The 23020-nt window shown below is 54.2% G+C and carries 19 protein-coding genes; 17 read left to right on the forward strand and 2 right to left on the reverse strand.

Annotated features, from left to right (window positions below):
• Positions 1–216 precede the first annotated feature (216 nt).
• Positions 217–2646 (forward strand): pyrroloquinoline quinone-dependent dehydrogenase, encoded by a 2430-nt coding sequence (locus CUN67_RS07935; protein WP_208714731.1) that lies wholly within the window; start codon positions 217–219, stop codon positions 2644–2646.
• A 39-nt stretch (positions 2647–2685) separates the two neighbouring features.
• On the opposite strand, the gene umuD is transcribed toward CUN67_RS07935, so the two are convergent.
• Entirely contained in the window at positions 2686–3105 is a 420-nt protein-coding gene (gene umuD / locus CUN67_RS07940; protein ID WP_208717109.1) for a translesion error-prone DNA polymerase V autoproteolytic subunit, read from the reverse strand.
• Between the two features lie 356 nt (positions 3106–3461).
• Here umuD and otsB point away from each other — a divergent pair, with 356 nt between their 5' ends.
• The 15 genes from otsB to cheZ all read left to right on the forward strand — a co-directional run bounded on the left by otsB (position 3462) and on the right by cheZ (position 20962).
• Positions 3462–4250, forward strand: a complete 789-nt coding sequence (gene otsB / locus CUN67_RS07945; RefSeq protein WP_208714732.1) for a trehalose-phosphatase — start codon at positions 3462–3464, stop codon at positions 4248–4250.
• On the forward strand, positions 4247–5683 hold the full coding sequence (otsA, locus tag CUN67_RS07950) for an alpha,alpha-trehalose-phosphate synthase (protein ID WP_208714733.1): 1437 nt from the start codon (positions 4247–4249) through the stop codon (positions 5681–5683). The genes otsB and otsA overlap by 4 nt, the downstream gene beginning before the upstream one ends.
• Before the next feature lie 1074 nt (positions 5684–6757).
• Positions 6758–7108 carry a flagellar transcriptional regulator FlhD gene (flhD, locus tag CUN67_RS07955; protein WP_084873996.1) on the forward strand — a complete coding sequence of 117 codons (351 nt, stop codon included), beginning with the start codon at positions 6758–6760 and terminating at the stop codon, positions 7106–7108.
• Positions 7108–7686 carry a flagellar transcriptional regulator FlhC gene (gene flhC, locus CUN67_RS07960; protein WP_084873997.1) on the forward strand — a complete coding sequence of 193 codons (579 nt, stop codon included), beginning with the start codon at positions 7108–7110 and terminating at the stop codon, positions 7684–7686. The genes flhD and flhC overlap by 1 nt, the downstream gene beginning before the upstream one ends.
• 132 nt (positions 7687–7818) lie before the next feature.
• Positions 7819–8706, forward strand: a complete 888-nt coding sequence (motA, locus tag CUN67_RS07965) for a flagellar motor stator protein MotA (protein ID WP_208714734.1) — start codon at positions 7819–7821, stop codon at positions 8704–8706.
• The gene (motB, locus tag CUN67_RS07970; protein ID WP_208714735.1) at positions 8703–9731 is read left to right on the forward strand and encodes a flagellar motor protein MotB; all 1029 of its coding nucleotides are present in this window, start codon (positions 8703–8705) and stop codon (positions 9729–9731) included. The genes motA and motB overlap by 4 nt, the downstream gene beginning before the upstream one ends.
• A gap of 10 nt (positions 9732–9741) precedes the next feature.
• Entirely contained in the window at positions 9742–11718 is a 1977-nt protein-coding gene (gene cheA, locus CUN67_RS07975; protein ID WP_208717110.1) for a chemotaxis protein CheA, read from the forward strand.
• A 23-nt stretch (positions 11719–11741) separates the two neighbouring features.
• A complete protein-coding gene (cheW, locus tag CUN67_RS07980; protein WP_084874001.1) occupies positions 11742–12239 on the forward strand; it encodes a chemotaxis protein CheW in 498 nt (165 codons plus the stop codon).
• A 162-nt stretch (positions 12240–12401) separates the two neighbouring features.
• Positions 12402–14069 (forward strand): methyl-accepting chemotaxis protein, encoded by a 1668-nt coding sequence (locus CUN67_RS07985; protein WP_208714736.1) that lies wholly within the window; start codon positions 12402–12404, stop codon positions 14067–14069.
• 268 nt (positions 14070–14337) lie between these two features.
• Positions 14338–16008 carry a methyl-accepting chemotaxis protein gene (locus CUN67_RS07990; RefSeq protein ID WP_208714737.1) on the forward strand — a complete coding sequence of 557 codons (1671 nt, stop codon included), beginning with the start codon at positions 14338–14340 and terminating at the stop codon, positions 16006–16008.
• Positions 16009–16177: 169 nt separating this feature from the next.
• Positions 16178–17854 carry a methyl-accepting chemotaxis protein gene (locus CUN67_RS07995; RefSeq protein ID WP_208714738.1) on the forward strand — a complete coding sequence of 559 codons (1677 nt, stop codon included), beginning with the start codon at positions 16178–16180 and terminating at the stop codon, positions 17852–17854.
• A 106-nt stretch (positions 17855–17960) separates the two neighbouring features.
• Positions 17961–18836, forward strand: a complete 876-nt coding sequence (cheR, locus tag CUN67_RS08000; RefSeq protein ID WP_084874005.1) for a protein-glutamate O-methyltransferase CheR — start codon at positions 17961–17963, stop codon at positions 18834–18836.
• The gene (locus CUN67_RS08005; protein ID WP_208714739.1) at positions 18833–19882 is read left to right on the forward strand and encodes a protein-glutamate methylesterase/protein-glutamine glutaminase; all 1050 of its coding nucleotides are present in this window, start codon (positions 18833–18835) and stop codon (positions 19880–19882) included. The genes cheR and CUN67_RS08005 overlap by 4 nt, the downstream gene beginning before the upstream one ends.
• 39 nt (positions 19883–19921) lie before the next feature.
• The gene (gene cheY, locus CUN67_RS08010) at positions 19922–20311 is read left to right on the forward strand and encodes a chemotaxis response regulator CheY (protein ID WP_013508787.1); all 390 of its coding nucleotides are present in this window, start codon (positions 19922–19924) and stop codon (positions 20309–20311) included.
• A 9-nt stretch (positions 20312–20320) separates the two neighbouring features.
• Positions 20321–20962 carry a protein phosphatase CheZ gene (gene cheZ / locus CUN67_RS08015; RefSeq protein ID WP_084874007.1) on the forward strand — a complete coding sequence of 214 codons (642 nt, stop codon included), beginning with the start codon at positions 20321–20323 and terminating at the stop codon, positions 20960–20962.
• 64 nt (positions 20963–21026) lie between these two features.
• Here cheZ and CUN67_RS08020 read toward each other — a convergent pair whose 3' ends face one another.
• Positions 21027–21848, reverse strand: coding sequence for a DeoR/GlpR family DNA-binding transcription regulator (locus tag CUN67_RS08020; protein ID WP_208714740.1), 822 nt, complete (start codon positions 21846–21848; stop codon positions 21027–21029).
• 374 nt (positions 21849–22222) lie between these two features.
• Between CUN67_RS08020 and CUN67_RS08025 the strand changes: the two genes are divergently transcribed.
• Entirely contained in the window at positions 22223–23020 is a 798-nt protein-coding gene (locus tag CUN67_RS08025) for a GolD/DthD family dehydrogenase (protein WP_208714741.1), read from the forward strand.

Consider the following 23020-nt stretch of genomic DNA (forward strand, 5'->3'; position numbering starts at 1 on the left):
TTAAACGGGAACCAGGGGATTCAGGTCAGATAATTAATAACCGGAGTTAATTAACTCCAGAGGAATATCATTTCCGTGCGCCCATTTGTTATTTATTTGTTGTTAAATAGTGGCGATAAAGATGTGGATTTACATTTATTGACATCTAATTAACACAAACATACAGTTCCTGCGATTTCAACTAACATGTCACTATTGACGGTAATCGGGGAGTGTATGGATATTAAGGAACAGGGGCCGGGACGACGTTCTGGTTTGTCATGGGTCCTGAACATTATTTTTGCGTTGCTCACGCTGGCAACGGCCATTGCCATTATTATTGGCGGCGGGAAATTACTTGCTCTTGGTGGATCGGCTTATTATCTGGTGGCCGGTATCGCCTATATTGTGCTGGTGGTGCTGTATTTTAAGAAACCCATCACCGGCCTTTATTTCTCCTGTGTCATCTTTGTACTCACCCTGATCTGGTCACTGATTGAAGTCGGTGGCCTGAATTACTGGGATCTGCTGCCGCGTCTGGTGGTGCCAGCATTGTTATTTCTGCTGAGCCTGCTGGTAATCGCCACCGATAAAGGGATGCTGCCGCAGCCGCGTCGTCTTTCCGGTGGACTGAGTCTGGTGGTGTTCGTGGCGCTGATCGCCACCTTTATTGGTGGATTCTTCCCGCACAATACCCTTTATAACCCGGAAGCGATCTCCACCCAGCCATTGACGCCCGCGGATAACGATGCTGCCAAAACGGGTCAGGACTGGCGCTACATCAGCCGCAATGCCAGCGGAACGCGCTTTGCGCCACTGGATCAGGTCAATGCCGATAACGTCAAAGATCTGCAGGTCGCCTGGACTTATCATACCGGTCGCCGCCTGACGGGGAATGCGACTGGCGTTGATGAAAACACGCCGATCCAGATTGGTTCCGTCCTTTATACCTGTACGCCGGAAAACCGCATTGCCGCCGTGGATGCCGATAGCGGCAAACAGATCTGGCAATTTGATCCCCATGCGCACACGTTCGAACACGTCACCTGCCGCAGCGTCGGGTACTACGATTACGACAGCGATGAAACCCTGAGCGCGGAGCAGAAAGCCGCGTACACCGATACCGCCTGTCGCCAGCGTATTATTGTCACCACGGTGGATGCGCGTCTGCTTGCACTGGATGCGCACACCGGTGAGCTGTGCCCGAACTTTGGTCAAAACGGCATGGTGAATCTGCAACAGGGCATGGGCGATACCGCCGACAGCCGCCGTTATCACCCGTCCAGTGTGCCGGTGATCATGGGGCATCTGACGGTGTTTGGTTCCTGGGTGCGTGATATTACGGAAGATGAGCCGTCGGGTGTGCTGCGTGCTTATGATGTGCGCGACGGTTCGCTGGCGTGGGCATGGGATGTCGGCAATGTGGCAGGCGCGAAGCAGGGCGATGAACATTACACCCTGAGCACACCGAACGTCTGGGCTATCCCGACTTACGATAAAGATCTCGGCCTGGTGTATGTCGCCACCGGTAACGGTCCACCGGATTACTGGGGCGGCAACCGTAACGCGGCGAAAGAGAAATACGGTTCGTCAGTGATTGCGCTGGATGTGAACACCGGTAAAACCAAATGGGTGTTCCAGACGGTACATCATGATGTCTGGGACTACGATTTGCCGTCACAGCCGGTGATGTACAACATGAAGAATGAGCAGGGCGAAGTGGTACCTGCGCTGATTCAGACCACGAAAATGGGCGAAATCTTTGTGCTGGATCGCCGTACCGGTCAGCCGGTCAGCAAAGTCGAAGAGAAACCGGTGCCGACCTCGCCAGCGGCGCAGCAAGAACATCTGTCGCCCACCCAGCCGTTCTCGGTGGATATGCCGACCATCGGTCTGGAGCAATTGAACGAGAAGAAAATGTGGGGCGTCAGCATGTTTGACCAGCTCTACTGTCGCATCCTGTTCAAATCGGCGCTCTATTCCGGCATCTTCCAGCCGAACAGCGAGAAAACTTACCTGGAATTCCCGGCCACCATGGGCGGCATGAACTGGGGTGGGGTGTCGATTGATGAAACCTCCGGCATTCTTTACGTCAACGATATCCGCCTTGGTATGCTGATGGCGCTGAAGAGTAAAGAAGAAGCGAAGGGGCAGAAGATCTCACTGAACGAAGTACCGCAGTGGGCGGGGACGATTCGCCCGCAAATCAGCGGTCCTTATGTCGGTGTGCGGATGGATAACTTTGCCTCCTTCCTGCAAGTGCCGTGTCAGCATCCCCCGTTTGGCACCATGACCGCCATCGACCTGCACAGTAAAAAGATCGTCTGGCAGGTACCGATGGGCACCGTGGAAGACACCGGTCCGTTGGGCGTCAAAACCCATCTGCCGATGCCGGTCGGGATGCCCACGCTGGGCGGGCCGACCACCACCAAAAGCGGTTTAGTGTTCTTTGCTGGCAGCCAGGATAACTATCTGCGCGCTCTGGATAGCAAAACCGGTAAAGAGGTGTGGAAAGCCCGCCTGCCTGTTGGGGCAACCGCTTCGCCACTGATTTATCAATCGGCGAAAACCGGTAAAGAGTACATCGTGATCTCCGCCGGTGGTGCCGCACACTCGCCGGACGTGGGTGATTATCTGATTGCTTACGCCTTGCCAGACAAAGCATAATCCTGAAAACGCCCGGCAGGATTCGCCGGGCGTTTACATTTAACGTGCCGCATAAATGATAAAAGTCACCACGCCAAATATCTCCAGTTCTTCTTCCTCTCCTGGGATAATCGGCGCGTAGCGCGGGTTCATTGGCAACAGCTGCACGCGCGGAACGCGTTGTAACCGTTTAACCGTAAATTCACCGTTGATCGCGGCCACTACGATGTCGCCATGTTTTGCGTCCAGCGCGCTATCAACCACCAGCAAATCCCCTTCGCTGATATTGGCGTCACGCATCGAATCCCCTTCCACCCGGACAAAATAGGTGGCGTTGGGGTGCGCGACCAGATATTCATTCATATCCAGTTTGCGCTCGACATAATCAGCAGCCGGGGAAGGGAAGCCGCAGGGTACCGCATCCAGAAACAGCGGCAGATGGAGGATTTGGGCGGCGGGAGCGGGGGAGAAAAACTTCATCATAGACACTCAAAATAATACTGTTGTTATATACAGTATTATCAATCGTGAGGCGGGATCAAGCCTGTACTCACTCAAAATCGTTAGTTGGTTGTTCCGTCGGCACATTTAATGGTGGCGCAACGCCTGTCTGACAAAATCCCCATCGCCGTCTACACTTAATTCTGACGATGTTCTCAGTCTGGTTGCTGTGTTGCTAATAAACGTGTTTGTTTGTGGAGCGTTACCCATCGAAATACCGCCCTGCCGGAAAGCCCTCCCCGCCGTCTGTGATTTATCACTCACCCTGGCGGATCACACCCAACCTGCCTCTGAACATCAATATTGCGATCAGCCATTGATACAGGAGGAGTGACGTGACCCCTGCGGTACATGAGAACAGCACCCTGCCGTCGTTAAGCGGCGGGTTATATGCCTTCTTTTTTGATGTCGACGGTACGCTGGCGGCGATTCAGCCTCAGCCCGAGTCGGTTTCGATTCCCGCATCGGTGCGCCAGCATCTGCAACAACTCTCCAATCTGAATCACGGTGCGCTGGCGCTGGTATCTGGTCGACCCGTTGCGCAACTGGATGCGCTGGTTGCGCCACTCGAAGCTCCGGCAGCGGGTGTGCATGGTGCCGAACGGCGTGATGCCAGCGGCAGGATGCATCGCCAGTCACTGCCTGCGGATATTGCGCAAACGCTGCAACTGGAATTGCAGGAAACCATGGATCAATGGCCCGGCACGCAGCTGGAAGTCAAAGGCATGGCGTTTGCGCTGCATTATCGTCGCGCAATGGCGTATGAACAGGCCGTCATCAGGCTGGCTGAAGAGGCGGTGATACGTTTTCCGGAGCTGGCGCTACAGCCGGGAAAATGCGTGGTGGAATTGAAACCGCAGGGAATTGATAAAGGCGCGGCCATTCGCGACTTTATGCAGGAAGCACCTTTTACCGGGCGTATTCCGGTATTTGTGGGTGACGATCTGACAGATGAGAAGGGATTTCTTGCCGTCAATGCTATGGGGGGTATTTCTGTCAAGGTCGGAGAAGGTGCAAGCCATGCGCGCTATCGCCTCAGCAGCGTGGATGCGGTGTGGAGCTGGCTTGAACAATTACTATTACAATCAAAGCATGACAACGTCGGTAAGGAGTCTGGGTTATGAGTCGCTTAGTAGTCGTATCTAACCGTGTCGCCATTCCTGATGGGACAAAAGCCAGTGCGGGCGGTCTCGCCGTCGGTTTACTGGATGCACTGAAAACCACCGGAGGATTGTGGTTTGGCTGGAACGGCGAGATCAGTGAGATTTCTGGCGAAGAGGAGGAGGAGGTCAGCGTCAGCGAGCATGACGGCATTACCTACGCGGCACTGCCGCTGAATCAAAACGATTATGATCTCTATTATTGTCAGTTTTCTAATACCGTTATCTGGCCCGCCTTTCATTATCGCCTCGACCTGGTGCAATTTCAGCGTGAAGCCTGGGAAGGCTACTGCCGTGTGAATACGTTGCTGGCAGATCGCCTGAAACCGCTGTTACAGCAGGATGATATTTTATGGATTCACGATTATCACCTGTTGCCGTTTGCCGCTGAGTTGCGCAAACAGGGCATCAATAACCGTATCGGATTCTTTCTGCATATCCCGTTTCCGACGCCAGAGATCTTCAACGCGCTACCGCCGCATAAAGCGCTGCTGGAGATGATGTGCGACTACGACTTACTGGGTTTCCAGACAGAATCCGATCGTGTGGCTTTTCTTGATAGCCTGAGCCAACTGACGCAATTGCAGAATAAAGGGGAGAAGAAGCATCGGGCGTTCGGCAATACGTTTATGACCGAGGTGTATCCGATCGGTATTGAACCGGACAGCATTAAAGAGATGGCCGAAGGCGCGCTGCCGCCGAAAATGGCGGCAATGAAGCGTGAGCTGGGGGATGTGCAAAATATCATTGCCTGTGAACGGCTGGATTATTCCAAAGGATTGCCGGAACGTTTCCTCGCCTATGAGGCGCTGCTGGAACATTATCCGCAGCATCGCGGCAAAATCCGTTATTCGCAGATTGCGCCCACTTCGCGCGGCGAAGTACAGGCGTACCAGGATATCCGTCATCAGCTGGAAACGGAGGCTGGCCGCATCAACGGCAAATACGGCACCCTGGGCTGGACGCCGTTGTATTACCTCAATCAGCACTTCGATCGCCGTCTGCTGATGAAGATTTTCCGACTCACCGATGTCGGGTTAATCACGCCGTTGCGCGATGGTATGAATCTGGTGGCGAAGGAATACGTGGCCGCGCAGGACCCGGATGACCCTGGCGTACTGGTTCTGTCGCGTTTTGCCGGTGCGGCTAACGAGTTAACGTCGGCGTTGATCGTCAATCCCTACGATCGTGATGAGGTTGCGGCGGCGCTGGACCGGGCGCTTTCCATGCCGCGTACTGAGCGTATCTCACGCTATAACGACATGATGACGGTATTACGTCAGCATGATATCTCACACTGGCGGGAGAGCTTCCTGCGGGATTTGAACTCGCTACCACAGCGTGGTGCCGATCACAGCACCGCGCATAAAGTCGCGACCTTTCCGAAGCTGGCGTAGTGGCGGGAAGATTTGGCACATTCCTCGTAGCGGCGCGATTTATCGCGCGGATTTTTCTGGCATCACGCCCGGAATCGCGCAATAAATTGCGCCGCTACGGCATTTGCACCCGCTCCTTCATCCACTGCGCAGCGTTTCCATACACTTCTCATGCTCACTGTCACCCGACGCAATCGACGTTATTTCTTTAACCAGTAAAAATCCCGGCAGGCAGCACCGCTACGCACTTTTGGCTAAAAAGTGAGCATTTGGGGGCTGAAAATGGCTTTTTTTTCGATGCAACCCTAAAGCCTGAGCGCAATGTGCCGATAGTTTGGTGATATCAATGCGTAAGCGCAGCGATTCATTCATATCTCTAATGTAACGCATTGTTACATCCACTGCCGTTCACTAAACACTCCCTACGAACCGTTAACGATAAGTTGCCGCACCGCGCCGACTCTTCACATAATGCTAGCACCCTGCCGTTAGTGCCTTTTCGCAATATTCCCCGTAAGTGATTAATTTAGCAGCGAATAATTCCAGTGAATTTTGGAGTTTTATGCTGGTTATTTTCATCAGGGTAGTGAGTTGTCATGACCTAATCGCAATGAGACAGATAAAAGATCGGATGGTGTTGACATTATGCCGCATAGCTATTTGTAAGCGAATCGACAATGAAATATTAGCGAAACAAAGCAGATTTGCTCAATAAATGAGCAACAGAAAAGCAATGCTGAAGGGTTGAAGAAAAAATTTGCCTTAAAAGTGTGACACAGATCACACTTTATCTAAAATTTCACACTTATCACGTTGTATGTCGAAATCAGACGATATAGATTTGCCTTGTTTTCAGATTAGTCTTAAAAAACTGTAAGCAGACGTCACGGAAGATGGTTAGAACTCAAGAAAAGATTGGCCTGGAGTTATGACTACTACTGATCAGTGTCCCGGTGGGAAGTGAAACAGTTCAGTACACGTTTGGCTTATGCCTGAATATTTTTTGCCATCTTTAGATTTACCAACCAGCAATCCGAACCATAGAGAAATATTTTCTATGGCCGTATATATGTCGTGTCTATCAGGATGGAAAAAATGGGTACATCAGAATTACTAAAACATATATATGACATCAATCTGTCATATTTACTGCTTGCGCAGCGTTTAATTAACCAGGAAAAAGCTTCAGCAATGTTTCGTTTGGGTATCGATGAATCGATGGCAGACGCATTGGCACAATTAACGTTACCTGAGATGGTAAAATTAGCGGAAACCAATCAACTGGTTTGCCAGTTCCGCTTTACTGACCACAACATTATTAATCGCCTGACTCAGGAATCCCGCGTGGATGATTTACAGCAAATCCACACCGGTATTTTATTATCCAGCCGTTTACTGCGTAACGCGTCGAAAGATGACGTTGGCACGAAAAAGAGGGCGGTATAATGAGCGAAAAAAGTATTGTTCAGGAAGCGCGTGACATTCAGCTGGCGATGGAGCTGATTACGCTGGGCGCGCGACTGCAAATGCTGGAAAGTGAAACGCAGCTGAGCCGCGGTCGCCTGATTAAGTTGTATAAAGAATTACGCGGTAGCCCGCCGCCGAAAGGGATGTTGCCATTCTCCACTGACTGGTTCATGACCTGGGAACAAAATATTCACGCGTCGATGTTCTGTAACGCCTGGCAGTTCCTGTTGAAAACCGGTTTGAGCACCGGCGTTGAAGCCGTGATTAAAGCCTATCGCCTCTATCTTGAGCAGTGCCCACAATCGGACGAAGGCCCGCTGCTGGCGCTGACGCGTGCCTGGACGCTGGTACGCTTCGTTGAAAGTGGCATGCTGGAACTCTCCGACTGCAAATGCTGTAACGGCAGCTTTATCAACCACGCGCATCAGCCGGTCGGCAGCTTCGTTTGCAGCCTGTGCCAGCCGCCATCACGCGCCGTAAAAAGACGTAAACTTTCTGTCGAATCTGCCGATACCTTTCCACAACTGCTGGATGAACAGGTTAAACACGCCGTTTAAGTTTGTTCGTATCGTGGAAGCCATCCAGCAGCGGTTAATCCGCTGCTTTTTTTTTGCTCTGCGTTTACGAATAACACCTGCGGCTCTCTGGCTTAACTTCCACCAACACGTTACGGACGTAAGGATTTTTTTGTGCTGATTATTCTGGGTTATATCGTAGTCCTCGGGTCCGTGTTAGGCGGCTACATGTTGGTCGGTGGCCATCTGGGGGCGCTTTATCAGCCGTCGGAACTGCTGATAATAGGTGGTGCCGCAATTGGTGCTTTTTTGGTCGGTAACAATGGTAAGGCAATTAAAAAGACCTTAAAAGCATTGCCCTTGTTAATGCGCGGCTCGAAATATAACAAAGCCGTTTACATGGATTTAATGGCATTGCTCTATCGCCTGATGGCGAAATCACGACAGCAGGGGATGTTGTCGCTGGAGCGCGATATTGAAGATCCCAGCCAGAGTGAAATTTTTGCTAACTATCCCCGCATTTTGGCCGATAAACAGTTGGTGGATTTTATTACCGATTATTTGCGTTTAATGGTCAGCGGAAATATGAACGCATTCGAAATCGAAGCGCTGATGGATGAAGAAATTGAAACCTATGAGCACGAATGTGAAGTGCCAGCGCAAAGTTTATCGGCGGTCGGTGATGGCTTGCCCGCGTTTGGTATCGTCGCGGCGGTAATGGGCGTGGTGCACGCACTGGCGTCAGCGGATCGCCCGGCGGCAGAGCTGGGTGCGCTGGTGGCGCATGCGATGGTGGGGACCTTCCTCGGCATCTTGCTGGCTTACGGTTTCATTTCGCCGCTGGCATCGGTGTTACGCCAGAAATGCGCTGAATCCACCAAGATGATGCAGTGCATCAAAGTGACCTTACTCTCCAGCCTCAACGGTTATGCACCGCAGATCGCCGTCGAGTTTGGTCGTAAAACGCTGTATTCCACCGAGCGCCCGTCGTTCCAGGAACTGGAAGAACACGTACGTAACGCCAAGAACCCGGCTAAACAAACCTCGGATGAAGCCTCATGAAGCATGGCAATCGCCCCATTGTGCTGGTTAAACGGCGCAAACATAAAAGGCATGAGGGAGGTCATGGGTCATGGAAGATTGCCTATGCCGACTTTATGACGGCGATGATGGCGTTCTTTATGGTGATGTGGCTGCTTTCGATCGCCAACCCGCAGCAGCTGATACAGATTGCAGAATACTTCAGGACGCCGCTCAAAGTGGCGTTAACCGGTGGTCAGCGGAGTAGCGACAGCGAAAGCCCGATTCCAGGCGGCGGGGATGACCCGACGAAGAAGCAAGGTGAAGTGAAGAAAGCCGTGGATATGGATGCACAGAAGCGCCAGCTGGATGATATCCGCCTGAATCGCCTGCGCGAAAAGCTCGACCAGCTGATCGAAGCCGATCCACGTCTGAAAGCGCTGCGTCCGCATCTGATTATCAACATGGTGGAAGAGGGGCTGCGCATCCAGATTATCGATAGCCAGAACCGCCCGATGTTTAAGACCGGCAGCGCCGAAGTCGAACCTTATATGCGCGATATCCTGCGTGCTATTGCACCGGTGCTGAATGACATCCCGAACAAAATCAGTCTGGCGGGTCATACCGATGACATCCAGTATGCCAACGGTGATCGCGGCTACAGCAACTGGGAGCTGTCGGCGGATCGTGCCAACGCCTCACGTCGTGAGTTGATGATGGGTGGTCTTGACGGTAGCAAAATGCTGCGCGTGGTGGGCATGGCCGACACCATGAAGCTGAAAAACCGCGGTGGTGACGATGCAGTGAACCGTCGCATTAGCCTGCTGGTGTTGAACCATGATACCGAAGCGGCGATTGAAAAAGAAAATGCCGAGAGCGATGCCGTTCAGGTGAGCGACCCGGCACAGATTATTCCCGATATTACCGCGCCCGCCGTTCCGGCTGCGCCGACAGCACCAGCAACGTCAGCGACACCGGCAGCGCCGGCCGCAATGACAACGCCAGCGGCTCCGGCCAATCCGAACGCCAGTGCGGTGACTACTGACCACTCCTCACAGCCGAGGTGACCCCGTGAGCATGGACATCAGCGATTTTTACCAGACGTTTTTCGACGAGGCCGATGAGCTGTTAGCGGACATGGAGCAACACCTGTTGGGACTGGATCCCCAGGAGCCAGATTCCGAACAGTTGAATGCCATCTTCCGCGCCGCCCACTCGATAAAGGGCGGAGCCGGTACGTTTGGCTTTACGGTTTTACAGGAAACCACGCATATCCTGGAAAACATTCTGGACGGTGCGCGTCGTGGTGAAATGGCGCTCAGCACCGACATCATCAACCTGTTTTTGGAAACCAAAGATATTATGCAGGAACAGCTCGATGCCTATAAAACCGCGCAGGAACCGAATGCAGAAAGCTTCAACTACATCTGCGAAGCACTGCGTCAGCTGGCCCTTGAAGCCAAAGGGGTAGCCCCGGCAGCCCCGGCTGTGGTGGCGGTCGCCGAGGCTGCTGCACCCACTGTCAGCAGCGCGGGTTTACGCCTGCACCTGGTTGATCTGAAAGAGAAAGAACCGGATTTGTTGCTGGAAGAATTGGGCAACCTTGGCACGCTTAGCGATGTGGTGAAAAGCGCCAACGCGCTGGAAGCCACCATTGAAGGTGTCGGCAAAGATGACATCGTCGCGGTGCTGTGTTTTGTGCTTGAAGAAGCACAGATTCTTTTCCCGGAAGGAGGCAGCACGCCGGTGGAAACCGCGCCAGCAGCAGCTGTCGTGGCTGAACCGGTACAAAGCGCCACCGTCACCGAGATCACCCCGGCGGTGAAGCGTGAAAACAAACGCGCGGCAGCACCGGCCAAAGCCAGCGAATCCAGCAGTATCCGCGTCGCGGTCGAGAAAGTTGATCAGCTGATTAACCTGGTCGGTGAACTGGTGATTACTCAGTCAATGCTGGCACAGCGTTCTGGCGCACTGGACCCGGTGGCGCATGGCGACCTGCTGAACAGCATGGGTCAGCTGGAGCGTAACGCGCGCGATTTACAGGAATCGGTGATGTCGATTCGTATGATGCCGATGGAGTATGTCTTCAGCCGCTTCCCTCGTCTGGTACGCGATCTGGCCAGTAAGCTGGGTAAAGAAGTGGAACTGACGCTACTCGGCAGCTCCACCGAACTGGATAAGAGCCTGATCGAACGCATCATCGATCCGTTAACCCATCTGGTGCGCAACAGCCTTGACCACGGTATCGAATCGCCGGAAAAACGCCTGGGAGCGGGTAAAAGTGCCGTCGGTAATCTGACGCTTTCCGCAGAACATCAGGGCGGCAACATTTGCATCGAAGTGATCGATGATGGTGCCGGTCTTAACCGTGAACGTATCCTGGCAAAAGCGATGTCATCCGGTCTGCCGGTGAGCGAAAGCATGAGCGACGAAGAAGTCGGCATGCTGATTTTCGCACCGGGTTTCTCCACCGCTGAGCAGGTCACCGATGTATCGGGCCGTGGTGTCGGTATGGATGTGGTGAAACGAAACATCCAGGAGATGGGCGGTCACGTTGAAATCGCTTCGAAGCAGGGGAAAGGCACCACTATCCGCATCCTGCTGCCACTGACGCTGGCGATCCTCGACGGCATGTCAGTCCGCGTGGCCGATGAAGTGTTTATCCTGCCGCTGAACGCGGTGATGGAATCGCTGCAACCGCGTGCCGAAGAACTGAAGCCGCTGGCCGGGGGCGAGCGCGTACTGGAAGTGCGTGGTGAATATCTGCCGCTGGTCGAGTTGTGGAATGTGTTCGATGTGCAGCACGCCAAAACCGATGCCACACAGGGCATTGTGGTGATCCTGCAAAGCGCTGGCCGTCGTTATGCCCTGCTGGTGGATCAGCTGATTGGTCAGCATCAGGTGGTGGTGAAAAACCTTGAAAGTAACTACCGCAAAGTGCCGGGTATTTCCGCCGCCACCATCCTTGGCGATGGCAGTGTGGCGCTGATTGTAGATGTTTCAGCCCTGCAATCACTGAACCGTGAAAAGCGTGTGGCCGGTGCCGCAGCGTAATCGATAACGAAAAGGTAAATACAATGACTGGAATGGCAACCGTGACGAAAATCGCTGGCGAAACCGTGGGCCAGGAGTTCTTAGTCTTCACCCTCGGTGATGAAGAGTACGGTATCGATATCCTGAAAGTGCAGGAAATTCGTGGCTACGATCAGGTAACGCGCATCGCCAACACCCCGGAGTTTATCAAGGGTGTGACCAACCTGCGTGGCGTGATTGTGCCGATTATCGACCTGCGCGTGAAGTTCTCGCAGCCGGATGTGGATTACAACGAAAACACCGTGGTGATCGTGCTGAATCTGGAACACCGCGTGGTGGGTATCGTGGTGGATGGCGTTTCTGATGTCCTGTCACTGACGCAGGACCAAATCCGTCCGGCCCCGGAGTTCGCCGTCACCATGTCAACCGAGTACCTGACAGGGTTAGGCGCGTTGGGTGAACGTATGCTGATTCTGGTCGACATCGAGAAGCTGCTGAGCAGTGAAGAGATGGCGCTGATGGACACGCTGCGTAGCGCATAATCGTTGAGTAACGGGCCGGGATGACCGGCCCGTTATTATTTCACATAGAAACAATCCCTTATAAATCAACATCAAGTTTGCAATTAATTCACTTTTTGCTCTCAATTTCGCCACCCTCTGGCCGATAAATTCACTGCATTTTTTCACTTTTCAGGGCAAGGTATGTTTACGAAAATCCGTGTTGTCACCAGTTTATTGCTGGTGCTGTTAATATTTGGCTTTTTGCAGCTGGCATCGGGCTCGCTGTTTTTTAAAGCCTTAAGCAATGACAAAAGCAGTTTTAATGTTGCACAACTGGCAAGCAAAAATACCGCGGCGATCAACGACGCTTATATGAGTCTTAACCAAAGCCGTGTGCTGCTGACGCGTGTCATGCTGCGTATTGCCAATAGCAAGTTGTCGGGTGAGACCGCCGATCTCAACAGCATGTTTGAGCAGAGCAAAAGCTTTCAGAACAAGGCAGCGGAATTCTACACGCTGTTTAAAAATACGCCGGACACCCCAGGGCAGGATGCGCAACTCAATCAACATCTGGATGACACCTTCAGTGCCTACAGCAGGGCGTTGAACCAGATGCAGGATGCGCTCCAGGCCAACGATGTGGAAGGGGCTGGCAAACTCCCGGTCGCGCCGTCACAGAGCGCATTTCTCACCGATTACACCCAATGGCGTGCCGATCAGGACCGTCTGACTGAAGCCGGTGTGGCGGCCAACCTTGCCGCCTATAACCATATGCTGTGGTTACTGGCGGTGGTGATGGCGGTAGTGGTCGCGGTGATTGTGCTGTGCTGGTTTGGTCTGCGCAAAGTGCTGATCAACCCGCTTAACAGCAACATCAAACATATTCAGCACATCGCGCAGGGTGATCTGACGCAGACCATCGTGATTGAAGGGCGTAATGAAATGAGCCAGCTGGCGACTAACCTGCACGAAATGCAGCAGTCGCTGGTGCGTACCGTCAGCAACGTGCGCGACGGCTCTGATGCCATCTTTACCGGTGCCAGCGAAATCTCCGCCGGAAATAACGATCTCTCCGCCCGTACTGAAGAACAGGCCGCTTCGCTGGAGCAGACCGCTGCCAGCATGGAACAGCTGACGGCCACGGTGAAACAGAACGCCGAGAATGCCCGTCAGGCATCGCAGCTGGCGCTCAGCGCCTCGGAAACTGCGCAGAAGGGTGGCAATGTGGTGGATGGTGTGGTGCGTACTATGCATGACATCGCCGGTAGTTCGAAGAAAATTGCCGATATTACCAGCGTGATCGACGGCATTGCCTTCCAGACCAATATCCTGGCATTGAACGCGGCGGTGGAAGCGGCACGCGCCGGTGAGCAGGGACGTGGTTTTGCCGTGGTGGCGGGTGAAGTGCGCAGTCTGGCACAGCGCAGCGCCCAGGCGGCGAAGGAAATCAAAGGATTGATCGAAGACTCGGTGAATCGCGTCAATACCGGCTCGGCGCTGGTGGGTACGGCAGGGGAAACCATGAGCGATATCGTCAACGCGGTAACGCGGGTGACGGACATTATGGGTGAGATTGCCTCGGCATCCGATGAGCAGAGCCGTGGCATCGATCAGGTCGGCCAGGCGGTGACCGAGATGGACCGTGTGACGCAACAGAACGCCTCGCTGGTGGAAGAATCTGCGGCGGCTGCGGCCTCGCTGGAAGATCAGGCCAGCCGTTTAAGCCAGTCGGTATCGGTGTTTAAGATTCCGCGTGCACAGGCCGTTGCCACGGTGACGCGTCATCCGCAGATTGCGCCGAAAGTCGCCGATATGCCGCGTAAAGCGGTGACGGCTCCGGTCAGTGACAGCAACTGGGAAACGTTTTAACCCCCCCGCGAACGCCAATGTCCAGGTGCGCATGAATGCGCACCCTACAATGTAGGGTCGGCATTTATGCCGACCTGGCAAAAAACAATAAGAATCAAACATGCGCCCGCTAAAGGCGCATTTTTTTTAATGTTAATTTTTTTAGTTATAAAACTCTGTGATTGGAATAAACAGCAGGATTTTACTTTGTAAAGTGGCTTAAACACCCTCAGAAGTTCAGGCGAACGGTCGATAACAGGAGTGCCGAAAACACCTTTCTGGGGAACCCATGTTAAAACGAATCAATGTAGTGACCAGCCTGATCGCCGTATTGCTGGTATTTGGTGCTTTGCAGTTAATTTCTGGCGGACTGTTCTGGTCTGCTTTACAAAAAGATAAGGAGGCATTTGCTGTCGCACAGGTGTCCACCGACAACGTTGCGGCGATGAGTGATGCCTGGATTGAACTCAACCAGACACGCACGGTGCTGAACCGCGCGATGCTGCGTATGCAGGGAAGTATGGCTGCGCAGAGCAATGGCGGGCAGCTCAGTGCGCTTATCGCGCAAACGGAAAAACAGCTTGATGCGGCGTCAGGATATTTCCAGCGTTATTACAATCTGCCCGCGACGCCCGGTTTTCCGGTGGAACTGCGCGACCGCCTGGAAGCTGACTATGCCGCCTATAACAACGGCCTGAAGGCAATGCTGGAACGGCTGAAGGCAGACGATCTGCAAGGGATGTTCGCGCAAAATATCGAAGCCAAACAGGTCACGATGAAGGCGTCGTATGAAGCCTGGCGTACCAAACAGGGTGAACTGGCGGCAGCCGGGGCAGGGCAGAATAAGCGCGCGTTCGACACCATGATGTGGCTGCTGGCGACGGTGGCACTGCTGGTGATTGCTGTGATTATTGGTTGCTGGTTTGGTTTACGTTCGGTGCTGATCCTGCCGCTGCAACAGCTGCTGTCGCACATCCGCCACATTGCCTCCGGCGATCTGACACAGCCGATTCTGGTGGAAGGACGTAACGAAATGAGCCAGCTGGCGGAAGGTTTACAGGAGATGCAGCAGTCGCTGGTGCGTACCGTCAGCAACGTGCGCGACGGCTCTGATGCCATCTTCACCGGTGCCAGCGAAATCTCCGCCGGAAATAACGATCTTTCCGCCCGCACCGAAGAACAGGCCGCTTCACTGGAGCAGACCGCTGCCAGCATGGAACAGCTGACGGCCACGGTGAAACAGAACGCCGAAAATGCCCGTCAGGCTTCACAGCTGGCGCTCAGCGCGTCGGAAACCGCGCAGAAAGGCGGTAACGTGGTGGATGGTGTGGTGCGTACCATGCACGACATTGCCGGAAGTTCGAAGAAAATTGCCGATATTATCGGCGTAATCGACGGCATTGCCTTCCAGACCAATATCCTGGCGCTGAACGCGGCGGTGGAAGCGGCACGCGCCGGTGAGCAGGGACGTGGTTTTGCCGTGGTGGCGGGTGAGGTGCGCAGTCTGGCACAGCGCAGTGCCCAGGCAGCGAAGGAAATCAAAGGATTGATCGAAGACTCGGTGAATCGCGTCAATACTGGCTCGGCACTGGTGGGTACAGCCGGTGACACCATGAGCGATATCGTCAACGCAGTAACGCGGGTGACGGACATTATGGGCGAGATTGCCTCAGCGTCTGATGAGCAGAGCCGCGGCATCGATCAGGTCGGCCAGGCGGTGACCGAGATGGACCGTGTGACGCAGCAGAACGCCTCGCTGGTGGAAGAATCGGCGGCAGCAGCGGCGTCGCTGGAAGATCAGGCCAGCCGCCTGAGCCAGTCGGTATCGGTGTTTAAGATTCCGCGTGCACATGCCGTTGCCACGGTGACGCGTCATCCGCAGATTGCGCCGAAAGTCGCCGATATGCCACGCAAAGCGGTGACCGCACCGGTAAGCGACAGCAACTGGGAAACGTTCTAACCTCCACCCGTAGCGGCGCGATTTATCGCGCGTCTTTAAAACACGCGCAATAAATTGCGCCGCTACGGTTCATCAGTCATTCACAGCTGGTCCAACCCCTCCCTTTCAACATAAAGATCACACTTCACACGCCGATAACAGAAGCGATCCGCCAACCAATGAGGTGTTTATGTTTAGTCGTATTCGTGTCGTTTCCGGCCTGTTGTGCGTGCTGGTGTTGTTTGCCTTGCTGCAACTGTTTTCCGGAGGGATGTTTTTTCAAACGGTGAAAGCCGATAAGGACAATTTTGCTTATAACCAGCGCCTCGTCACTCTGCAACGGGCGATGGGCACCTCATGGGTTTCGCTGGTTCAGGCGCGTAATACGCTGAACCGTGCCGGGATCCGTTATTTGCTGGATAGCCAGCAGGCAGGATCAGGCGCAACGGTGAAAGAACTGGTTGCTCTGGCCAGTGAGGAACTGAAGGCAGCCGATCAGGGCTTCGCCGAATTTAACGCCAATCTGTCAGAAAAAGGCAAAACGGCGGAAAACGTGCTGACGTTACAGGCCAACTACAACGCTTTCCACGGTGCACTGGCGGAACTGGTTGATTTTCTTAGCGCCGGTAACTTCAAAGGCTTTGTCGATCAGCCGACTCAGGGCTTCCAGGACAAATTTGAAAAGGATTACAACGCCTGGCTGGGTTACAACAAAATCCTCGCGCAGCGCGGTATTGATGACAACCTGGCGGCGTATCACAAGTCCGTCTGGCTGATTATCGCCATGCTGGCGGTCACTCTGGCCTTGATCGCCCTGGTGTGGAGAGGCATGCGTGCTGCACTGATCCGTCCGCTGAAGCAGAGCATCGAACATATTCGCCATATTGCGCGGGGTGATCTGACGCAGCAGGTTGAAGTCAGTGTAACGAACGAAATGGGTGACTTGCTCAGTTCGCTGCAACATATGCAGCAGGAGCTGGCGCGTACCGTGCGCATCGTGCGTGACGGTTCTGACGCCATCTATACCGGTGCCAGCGAGATCGCGATGGGCAACAACGATCTCTCCTCACGTACCGAGCAGCAGGCGGCATCACTGGAAGAGACGGCTGCCAGCATGGAGCAGCTGACTGCCACGGTGAAACAGAACGCCGAAAACGCCCGTCAGGCTTCCCAGCTGGCGCTGACCGCCTCAGAAACTGCCCAGCAGGGCGGCAAAGTGGTGGATGGCGTGGTGACCACCATGAAAGATATCGCCGGTAGTTCGAAGAAAATCGCCGATATTACCAGCGTGATCGATGGCATTGCCTTCCAGACCAATATCCTGGCACTGAACGCGGCGGTGGAAGCGGCGCGCGCCGGTGAACAGGGCCGTGGTTTTGCCGTGGTGGCGGGTGAGGTACGCAGCCTGGCACAACGCAGCGCCCAGGCAGCGAAGGAAATTAAAGGGTTGATTGAGGACTCGGTAAACCGCGTCAACACCGGTTCGGTGCTGGTAGAAAGCGCGGGTGAAACCATGACCAATATCGTGAATGCCGTGACGCGCGTCACCGACATCATGGGCGAGATTGCCTCGGCGTCGGATGAACAGAGCCGCGGGATTGACCAGGTGGGCCTGGCAGTTAACGAAATGGACCGCGTGACACAGCAGAATGCCGCACTGGTGGAAGAGTCCGCCACCGCGGCTGCCGCGCTGGAAGATCAGGCCAGCCGACTGAAACAGTCGGTCGCGGTGTTCAATATTGGTAAAGAATTTGTCGCCCAGGCCGTTAACGTATCTACAGCGCCAAAATTATTACATCCGGCGGCGCCAAAAGCACTGGCACAACCGGCGGGCGCCCGCGCTGACGATAACTGGGAAACCTTTTAAGCCCCGAGGCCGTGGCAACACGGCCCGTATACCTGGGTGCGCACTGGCAGCACAGTAGCAACCGCAGTAACCATAATTTAATCAGTTTGTTGCCGGGTGACCTGAGATGAAGAAATCGACGTTATTGGATCAAAATGAAGCGACATCGTTACTGACGCAGATGGTACAGCGTCTGCCGCTTTCTGATGCGCACTTTCGTCGTATCAGCCAGTTGATCTATCAGCGTGCCGGTATCGTGCTGGCCGACCACAAACGTGAGATGGTTTATAACCGTCTGGTGCGTCGGTTACGCATGCTGAATATTGATGATTTTGGCCGCTATCTGGGCCTGCTGGAGCAGGATCCCAATAGCGCGGAGTGGCAGGCATTTATTAATGCGCTGACCACCAACCTGACCTCGTTTTTCCGTGAGGCGCACCATTTCCCGATTTTGGCCGACCATGCACGCAAGCGCAGTGGCAGTTACAACGTGTGGTGTGCCGCTGCGTCAACCGGTGAGGAGCCTTACTCCATTGCCATGACGCTGGCGGAAACGCTGGGCAGCGGGCCGGGGAAATTCCAGGTACATGCCAGCGATATCGATACCCAGGTGCTGGAAAAAGCCGTCGCCGGGGTTTATCGCCAGGAGGAATTGCGCACGCTGTCGCAATCACAGCTACAGCGCTTTTTCCTGCGCGGCACTGGCCCGCACGAAGGCATGGTGCGGGTGCGTTCCGAATTGTCCAGTCAGGTGAGTTATGCGCAGCTGAATTTGCTGGCCAATGACTGGTCCCTGCCGGGTCCGTTTGACGCGATTTTCTGTCGCAACGTAATGATCTATTTCGATAAAGAGACACAGGAGCAAATCCTGCGCCGTTTTGTTCCCCTGCTGAAGCCGGGCGGTGTGTTGTTTGCTGGGCATTCAGAGAACTTCAGTCAGATCAGTAAAGAGTTCTGGCTGCGTGGACAGACAGTCTATGGACTGACCAAGGAAAGACGATGAGCAAAATCACCGTGATGTGCGTGGATGACTCTGCGCTGATGCGGCAGTTGATGACCGAGATCATCAACAGCCATCCCGATATGGAGATGGTCGCGACTGCACCGGATCCGCTGGTGGCACGAGACCTAATCAAGCAGTACAACCCGCAAGTGCTGACGCTGGATGTGGAAATGCCGCGCATGGACGGCCTCGATTTTCTCGAAAAGCTGATGCGTCTGCGGCCGATGCCGGTGGTGATGGTGTCATCGCTGACCGGTAAAGGCTCAGAAATCACGCTGCGTGCGCTGGAACTGGGTGCGGTGGATTTTGTCACCAAACCGCAATTGGGTATCCGTGAGGGAATGCTGGCCTATAGCCAGATGATTGCTGACAAAATCCGGGCGGCGGCGCGTGCCAAATTGCATGCCCGCGCGGCAACCCCGGTTCCTGTCACGTTGAAAGCGGTGCCGTTGCTGAGTAGTGAAAAACTGATCGCCATTGGCTCGTCTACCGGTGGCACCGAAGCGATTCGTCATGTACTGCAACCGTTGCCAGCCACCAGCCCGGCGCTGCTGATCACCCAGCATATGCCGCCAGGCTTTACCCGCTCCTTTGCCGAACGGCTGAATAAGCTGTGTCAGATTACCGTGAAAGAAGCGGAGGATGGCGAGCGCATTCTGCCTGGGCATGCCTATATCGCGCCTGGCGCGATGCATATGGAGCTGGGGCGTAGCGGTGCCAACTATGTGGTGAAACTGAACGACGGACCGCCGGTTAATCGGCACAAACCCTCGGTGGATGTGCTGTTCCGATCGGTAGCGGTGAACGCTGGACGAAATGCGGTGGGCGTGATTCTGACCGGGATGGGTAACGACGGTGCGGCGGGGATGCTGGAAATGCATCGTGCCGGAGCCTGGACCATCGCCCAGGATGAAGCCAGCTGCGTGGTATTTGGTATGCCGCGTGAGGCGATTGCCCTCGGCGGAGCCAGTGAAGTGGTGGATTTAGGCCACATCAGCCAGCACATGCTGGCGAAAATTAGCGCCGGACAGGCATTGCGAATTTAACAGGCCCGTCCTGCCGGGCAAGACAACACAGGAGTAGATATGGCTGATAAAAATATGCGCTTTTTGGTGGTGGACGACTTCAATACGATGCGTCGTATCGTCCGCAACCTGCTAAAAGAGCTGGGATTCAATAACGTTGAAGAAGCAGAAGACGGCGCGGATGCGCTGACCAAACTGCGCGCAGGCGGCTTTGATTTTGTGATTTCTGACTGGAACATGCCCAACATGGACGGTCTGGAACTGCTGCAAACTATTCGTGCCGATGCCACGCTGGGCAAACTGCCGGTGCTGATGGTGACCGCAGAAGCGAAGAAAGAAAACATCATCGCGGCGGCGCAGGCCGGAGCCAGCGGATACGTGGTGAAGCCGTTTACTGCGGCCACACTGGAAGAAAAATTAGGCAAGATCTTCGAAAAACTGGGTATGTAAGGAGATGTGATGAGCGACCTTCCGAAACCAACAGAAGAAGTCTCGGCACAGGATATCATTGCCCGCATCGGCTCGCTGACGCGCATGCTGCGTGACAGCCTGCGTGAACTGGGGCTGGATCAGGCAATTGCTGAAGCGGCGGAAGCCATTCCTGACGCGCGCGACCGTCTCGACTATGTGGTGCAGATGACAGCGCAGGCGGCTGATCGTGCACTGAACTGCGTTGAAGCTGCGCAGCCGCACCAGGACAAAATGGAAGCCAGTGCTAACCAGCTGAAAGGCCGCTGGGATGACTGGTTTGAAAACCCGATTGAGCTGGCGGATGCTCGCGAGTTGGTTTCGGATACGCGCGAATTCCTCACCGCCGTACCGGAGCACACCGCGTTCACCAACAAGCAGCTGCTGGAAATCATGATGGCGCAGGACTTCCAGGATCTGACGGGGCAGGTCATTAAACGCATGATGGATGTGATCCAGGAGATTGAACGCCAGCTGTTGATGGTGTTGCTGGAAAACATGCCGGAAGTGAGTGCCGAGCAGCGTAAGCAAAGCAACAGTCTGCTGAATGGGCCGCAGATTCACACCGATGCACCGGGTGTGGTGGCGAACCAGGACCAGGTCGATGATTTGCTGGACAGTTTAGGGTTTTAATTTTGCAAGGTCGCCATGAATGGCGACCCTACATTCGTAGGGTACGCATTCATGCGTACCTGGATTACATCGCCCGACGCCGCGTCACCGCCAGCGCTGGGGCGACCAGCACCTGCACACCCAGGGCTTCAAATGCGGCGATCTGCGCCGGGGTAATGCCGCTATCGGTAATCAGATAGTGAATATGGCTCCAGTCGCAGGGCAGGGCGAACATCGAAACCTTATCAATTTTACTGGAGTCGGCCACCACAAACACGGTACTGGCTGACTGAATCATCGCCATCTTCACCTTGATATCCGTCTCGCTGGGGAAACTTAAGCCCAGACGCGGGGAGATACAGGCTGTCGCCAGAAACAGTTTTTCAGCCAGCACGTTCTCAAAAAACGAGGCGGCTTTTTCCCCCGACGTCGACAGCGTGGGAAATTTGAAGGTCCCTCCGGTCAGCAGGATATTGATCCCCGGTTCTCCTCCCAGTTTCAGCGCAATGTTCACCGCGGTGGTGATCACTGACAGACGGCGGATATGCCCAATAGCCTCGGCAATTGCCGTGGTGGTGGTGCCGGAATCGAAAATCACCGTATCACCGTTCTCAACATACTGTGCGGCAAGGCGACCAATCGCTTCTTTCTCGTCCAGATGCGTCTGACGTTCCAGCAGCAACGCCCCGGTATTTTGCTTACCGGTCATCAGGGTGGCTCCGCCATGATAGCGCTGCACATGACCGGCTTTCTGCAACATGCGCAGGTCGGTACGAATGGTCGCTTCGGTTAAGCCAAAGGTTTCTGTCAGCGCTTTTACCGTGACCGTGCCGTCTTCACGGATCATCTCAAGTATCTTCTCACGGCGCTGCTGCATGTCGGCCAGCTGCTCAGTTTTGCTTTTCAATCGAAACTCTCCCTTTTTCCAATCACGGTCTGATCTTTGCAAAAAGAAACCCGAGCTGATTTTACTCTGCGCTCAGGGGATTTGCGAGGCGACTCGCACAAACATTGATTTTCGAACGAAAATATAAAATCGATATGGAATTGATTTCACAGCAGCAAAGCAGCGGCTTTATCCATGCTGCTTTTTTTGGTATTTAATAAATTTCAATTAATACAATAATATAAAAATTATTGCGGTAATTTGTATGAAATTTGATCTCACCCACAAACCATTAACAAACGATAGCTTATATTTTTGTTCGAAAATGAATGGCAAGTGTCATCACCTGACCAGCCATAACCAGACCTGTCGACTGACAACCAGGGAGAGTAAGGATGAGTGGGGAATATGATGTAAATCTGCGCTACGGCGTGAATACAGACCTGGATCTGACCGGCAAAGTGGCGGTCGTTACCGGTGGCCTCGGTGGGATCGCGATGGCCAGTAACCAGATGCTGTTGGAAAAAGGTGCCCGCCTGGCGCTGCTTTACCCTCCCTTCGAAAGCGACAAAGTCGCCAGCGTCAGTGACCAGTTTGATGCTGAACGTGTGCTGCTGGTCTGCTGTGATGTGACCGATCCGCAGTCGGTGGAAGCGGCCTTCTCGCGCGTTGAACAGCATTACGGCCATCTCGATATCCTGGTGAACTGCGCAGGTTACGTGATGTTGCAACCGGTGCTGGAAACCGAGTTTGCCGAATGGCAGAAGCAAATCGCCGTCAATCTCACCGGGCCTTTTCTCTGCTCTCAGGCGGCAGGCAAACGCATGATCCGCGCCGGTCACGGCGGCAAGATCATCAATATTGCCTCGCAGGCCGCATCTATCGCGATTGATAACCATGTGGCCTACACCTCGGCCAAGGCCGGGCTGTTGGGCATGACCAAAGTGATGGCGAAAGAGTTTGCGCCGCATCGTATTAACGTCAACACCCTGTCGCCGACGGTGGTGCTGACCCCCATGGGTGAGAAAGCGTGGCGCGGAGAGAAGGGAGAAAAAATGAAAACCCTGATTCCGCTGGGCCGCTTCGCCTACACCGACGAAATCGCCGCTGCGGTGCTGTTTTTCGCCAGTAACGGCAGCGACATGATCACCGGCGCCGATCTGATGATCGACGGTGGCTTCACCATTTGGTAG

Origin of the sequence: Pantoea cypripedii, from assembly GCF_011395035.1 — a bacterium.
In the GTDB taxonomy this organism is placed as follows: domain Bacteria; phylum Pseudomonadota; class Gammaproteobacteria; order Enterobacterales; family Enterobacteriaceae; genus Pantoea; species Pantoea cypripedii_A.

Coding starts and splice junctions, on each gene's coding strand:
- CUN67_RS07935 (WP_208714731.1), top strand. CDS start 217: ATGGATATTAAGGAACAGGGGCCGGGACGACGTTCTGGTTTGTCATGG.
- umuD (WP_208717109.1), bottom strand. CDS start 3,105: ATGAAGTTTTTCTCCCCCGCTCCCGCCGCCCAAATCCTCCATCTGCCG.
- otsA (WP_208714733.1), top strand. CDS start 4,247: ATGAGTCGCTTAGTAGTCGTATCTAACCGTGTCGCCATTCCTGATGGG.
- flhD (WP_084873996.1), top strand. CDS start 6,758: ATGGGTACATCAGAATTACTAAAACATATATATGACATCAATCTGTCA.
- flhC (WP_084873997.1), top strand. CDS start 7,108: ATGAGCGAAAAAAGTATTGTTCAGGAAGCGCGTGACATTCAGCTGGCG.
- motB (WP_208714735.1), top strand. CDS start 8,703: ATGAAGCATGGCAATCGCCCCATTGTGCTGGTTAAACGGCGCAAACAT.
- cheA (WP_208717110.1), top strand. CDS start 9,742: ATGGACATCAGCGATTTTTACCAGACGTTTTTCGACGAGGCCGATGAG.
- cheW (WP_084874001.1), top strand. CDS start 11,742: ATGACTGGAATGGCAACCGTGACGAAAATCGCTGGCGAAACCGTGGGC.
- CUN67_RS07985 (WP_208714736.1), top strand. CDS start 12,402: ATGTTTACGAAAATCCGTGTTGTCACCAGTTTATTGCTGGTGCTGTTA.
- CUN67_RS07990 (WP_208714737.1), top strand. CDS start 14,338: ATGTTAAAACGAATCAATGTAGTGACCAGCCTGATCGCCGTATTGCTG.
- CUN67_RS07995 (WP_208714738.1), top strand. CDS start 16,178: ATGTTTAGTCGTATTCGTGTCGTTTCCGGCCTGTTGTGCGTGCTGGTG.
- cheR (WP_084874005.1), top strand. CDS start 17,961: ATGAAGAAATCGACGTTATTGGATCAAAATGAAGCGACATCGTTACTG.
- CUN67_RS08005 (WP_208714739.1), top strand. CDS start 18,833: ATGAGCAAAATCACCGTGATGTGCGTGGATGACTCTGCGCTGATGCGG.
- cheY (WP_013508787.1), top strand. CDS start 19,922: ATGGCTGATAAAAATATGCGCTTTTTGGTGGTGGACGACTTCAATACG.
- cheZ (WP_084874007.1), top strand. CDS start 20,321: ATGAGCGACCTTCCGAAACCAACAGAAGAAGTCTCGGCACAGGATATC.
- CUN67_RS08025 (WP_208714741.1), top strand. CDS start 22,223: ATGAGTGGGGAATATGATGTAAATCTGCGCTACGGCGTGAATACAGAC.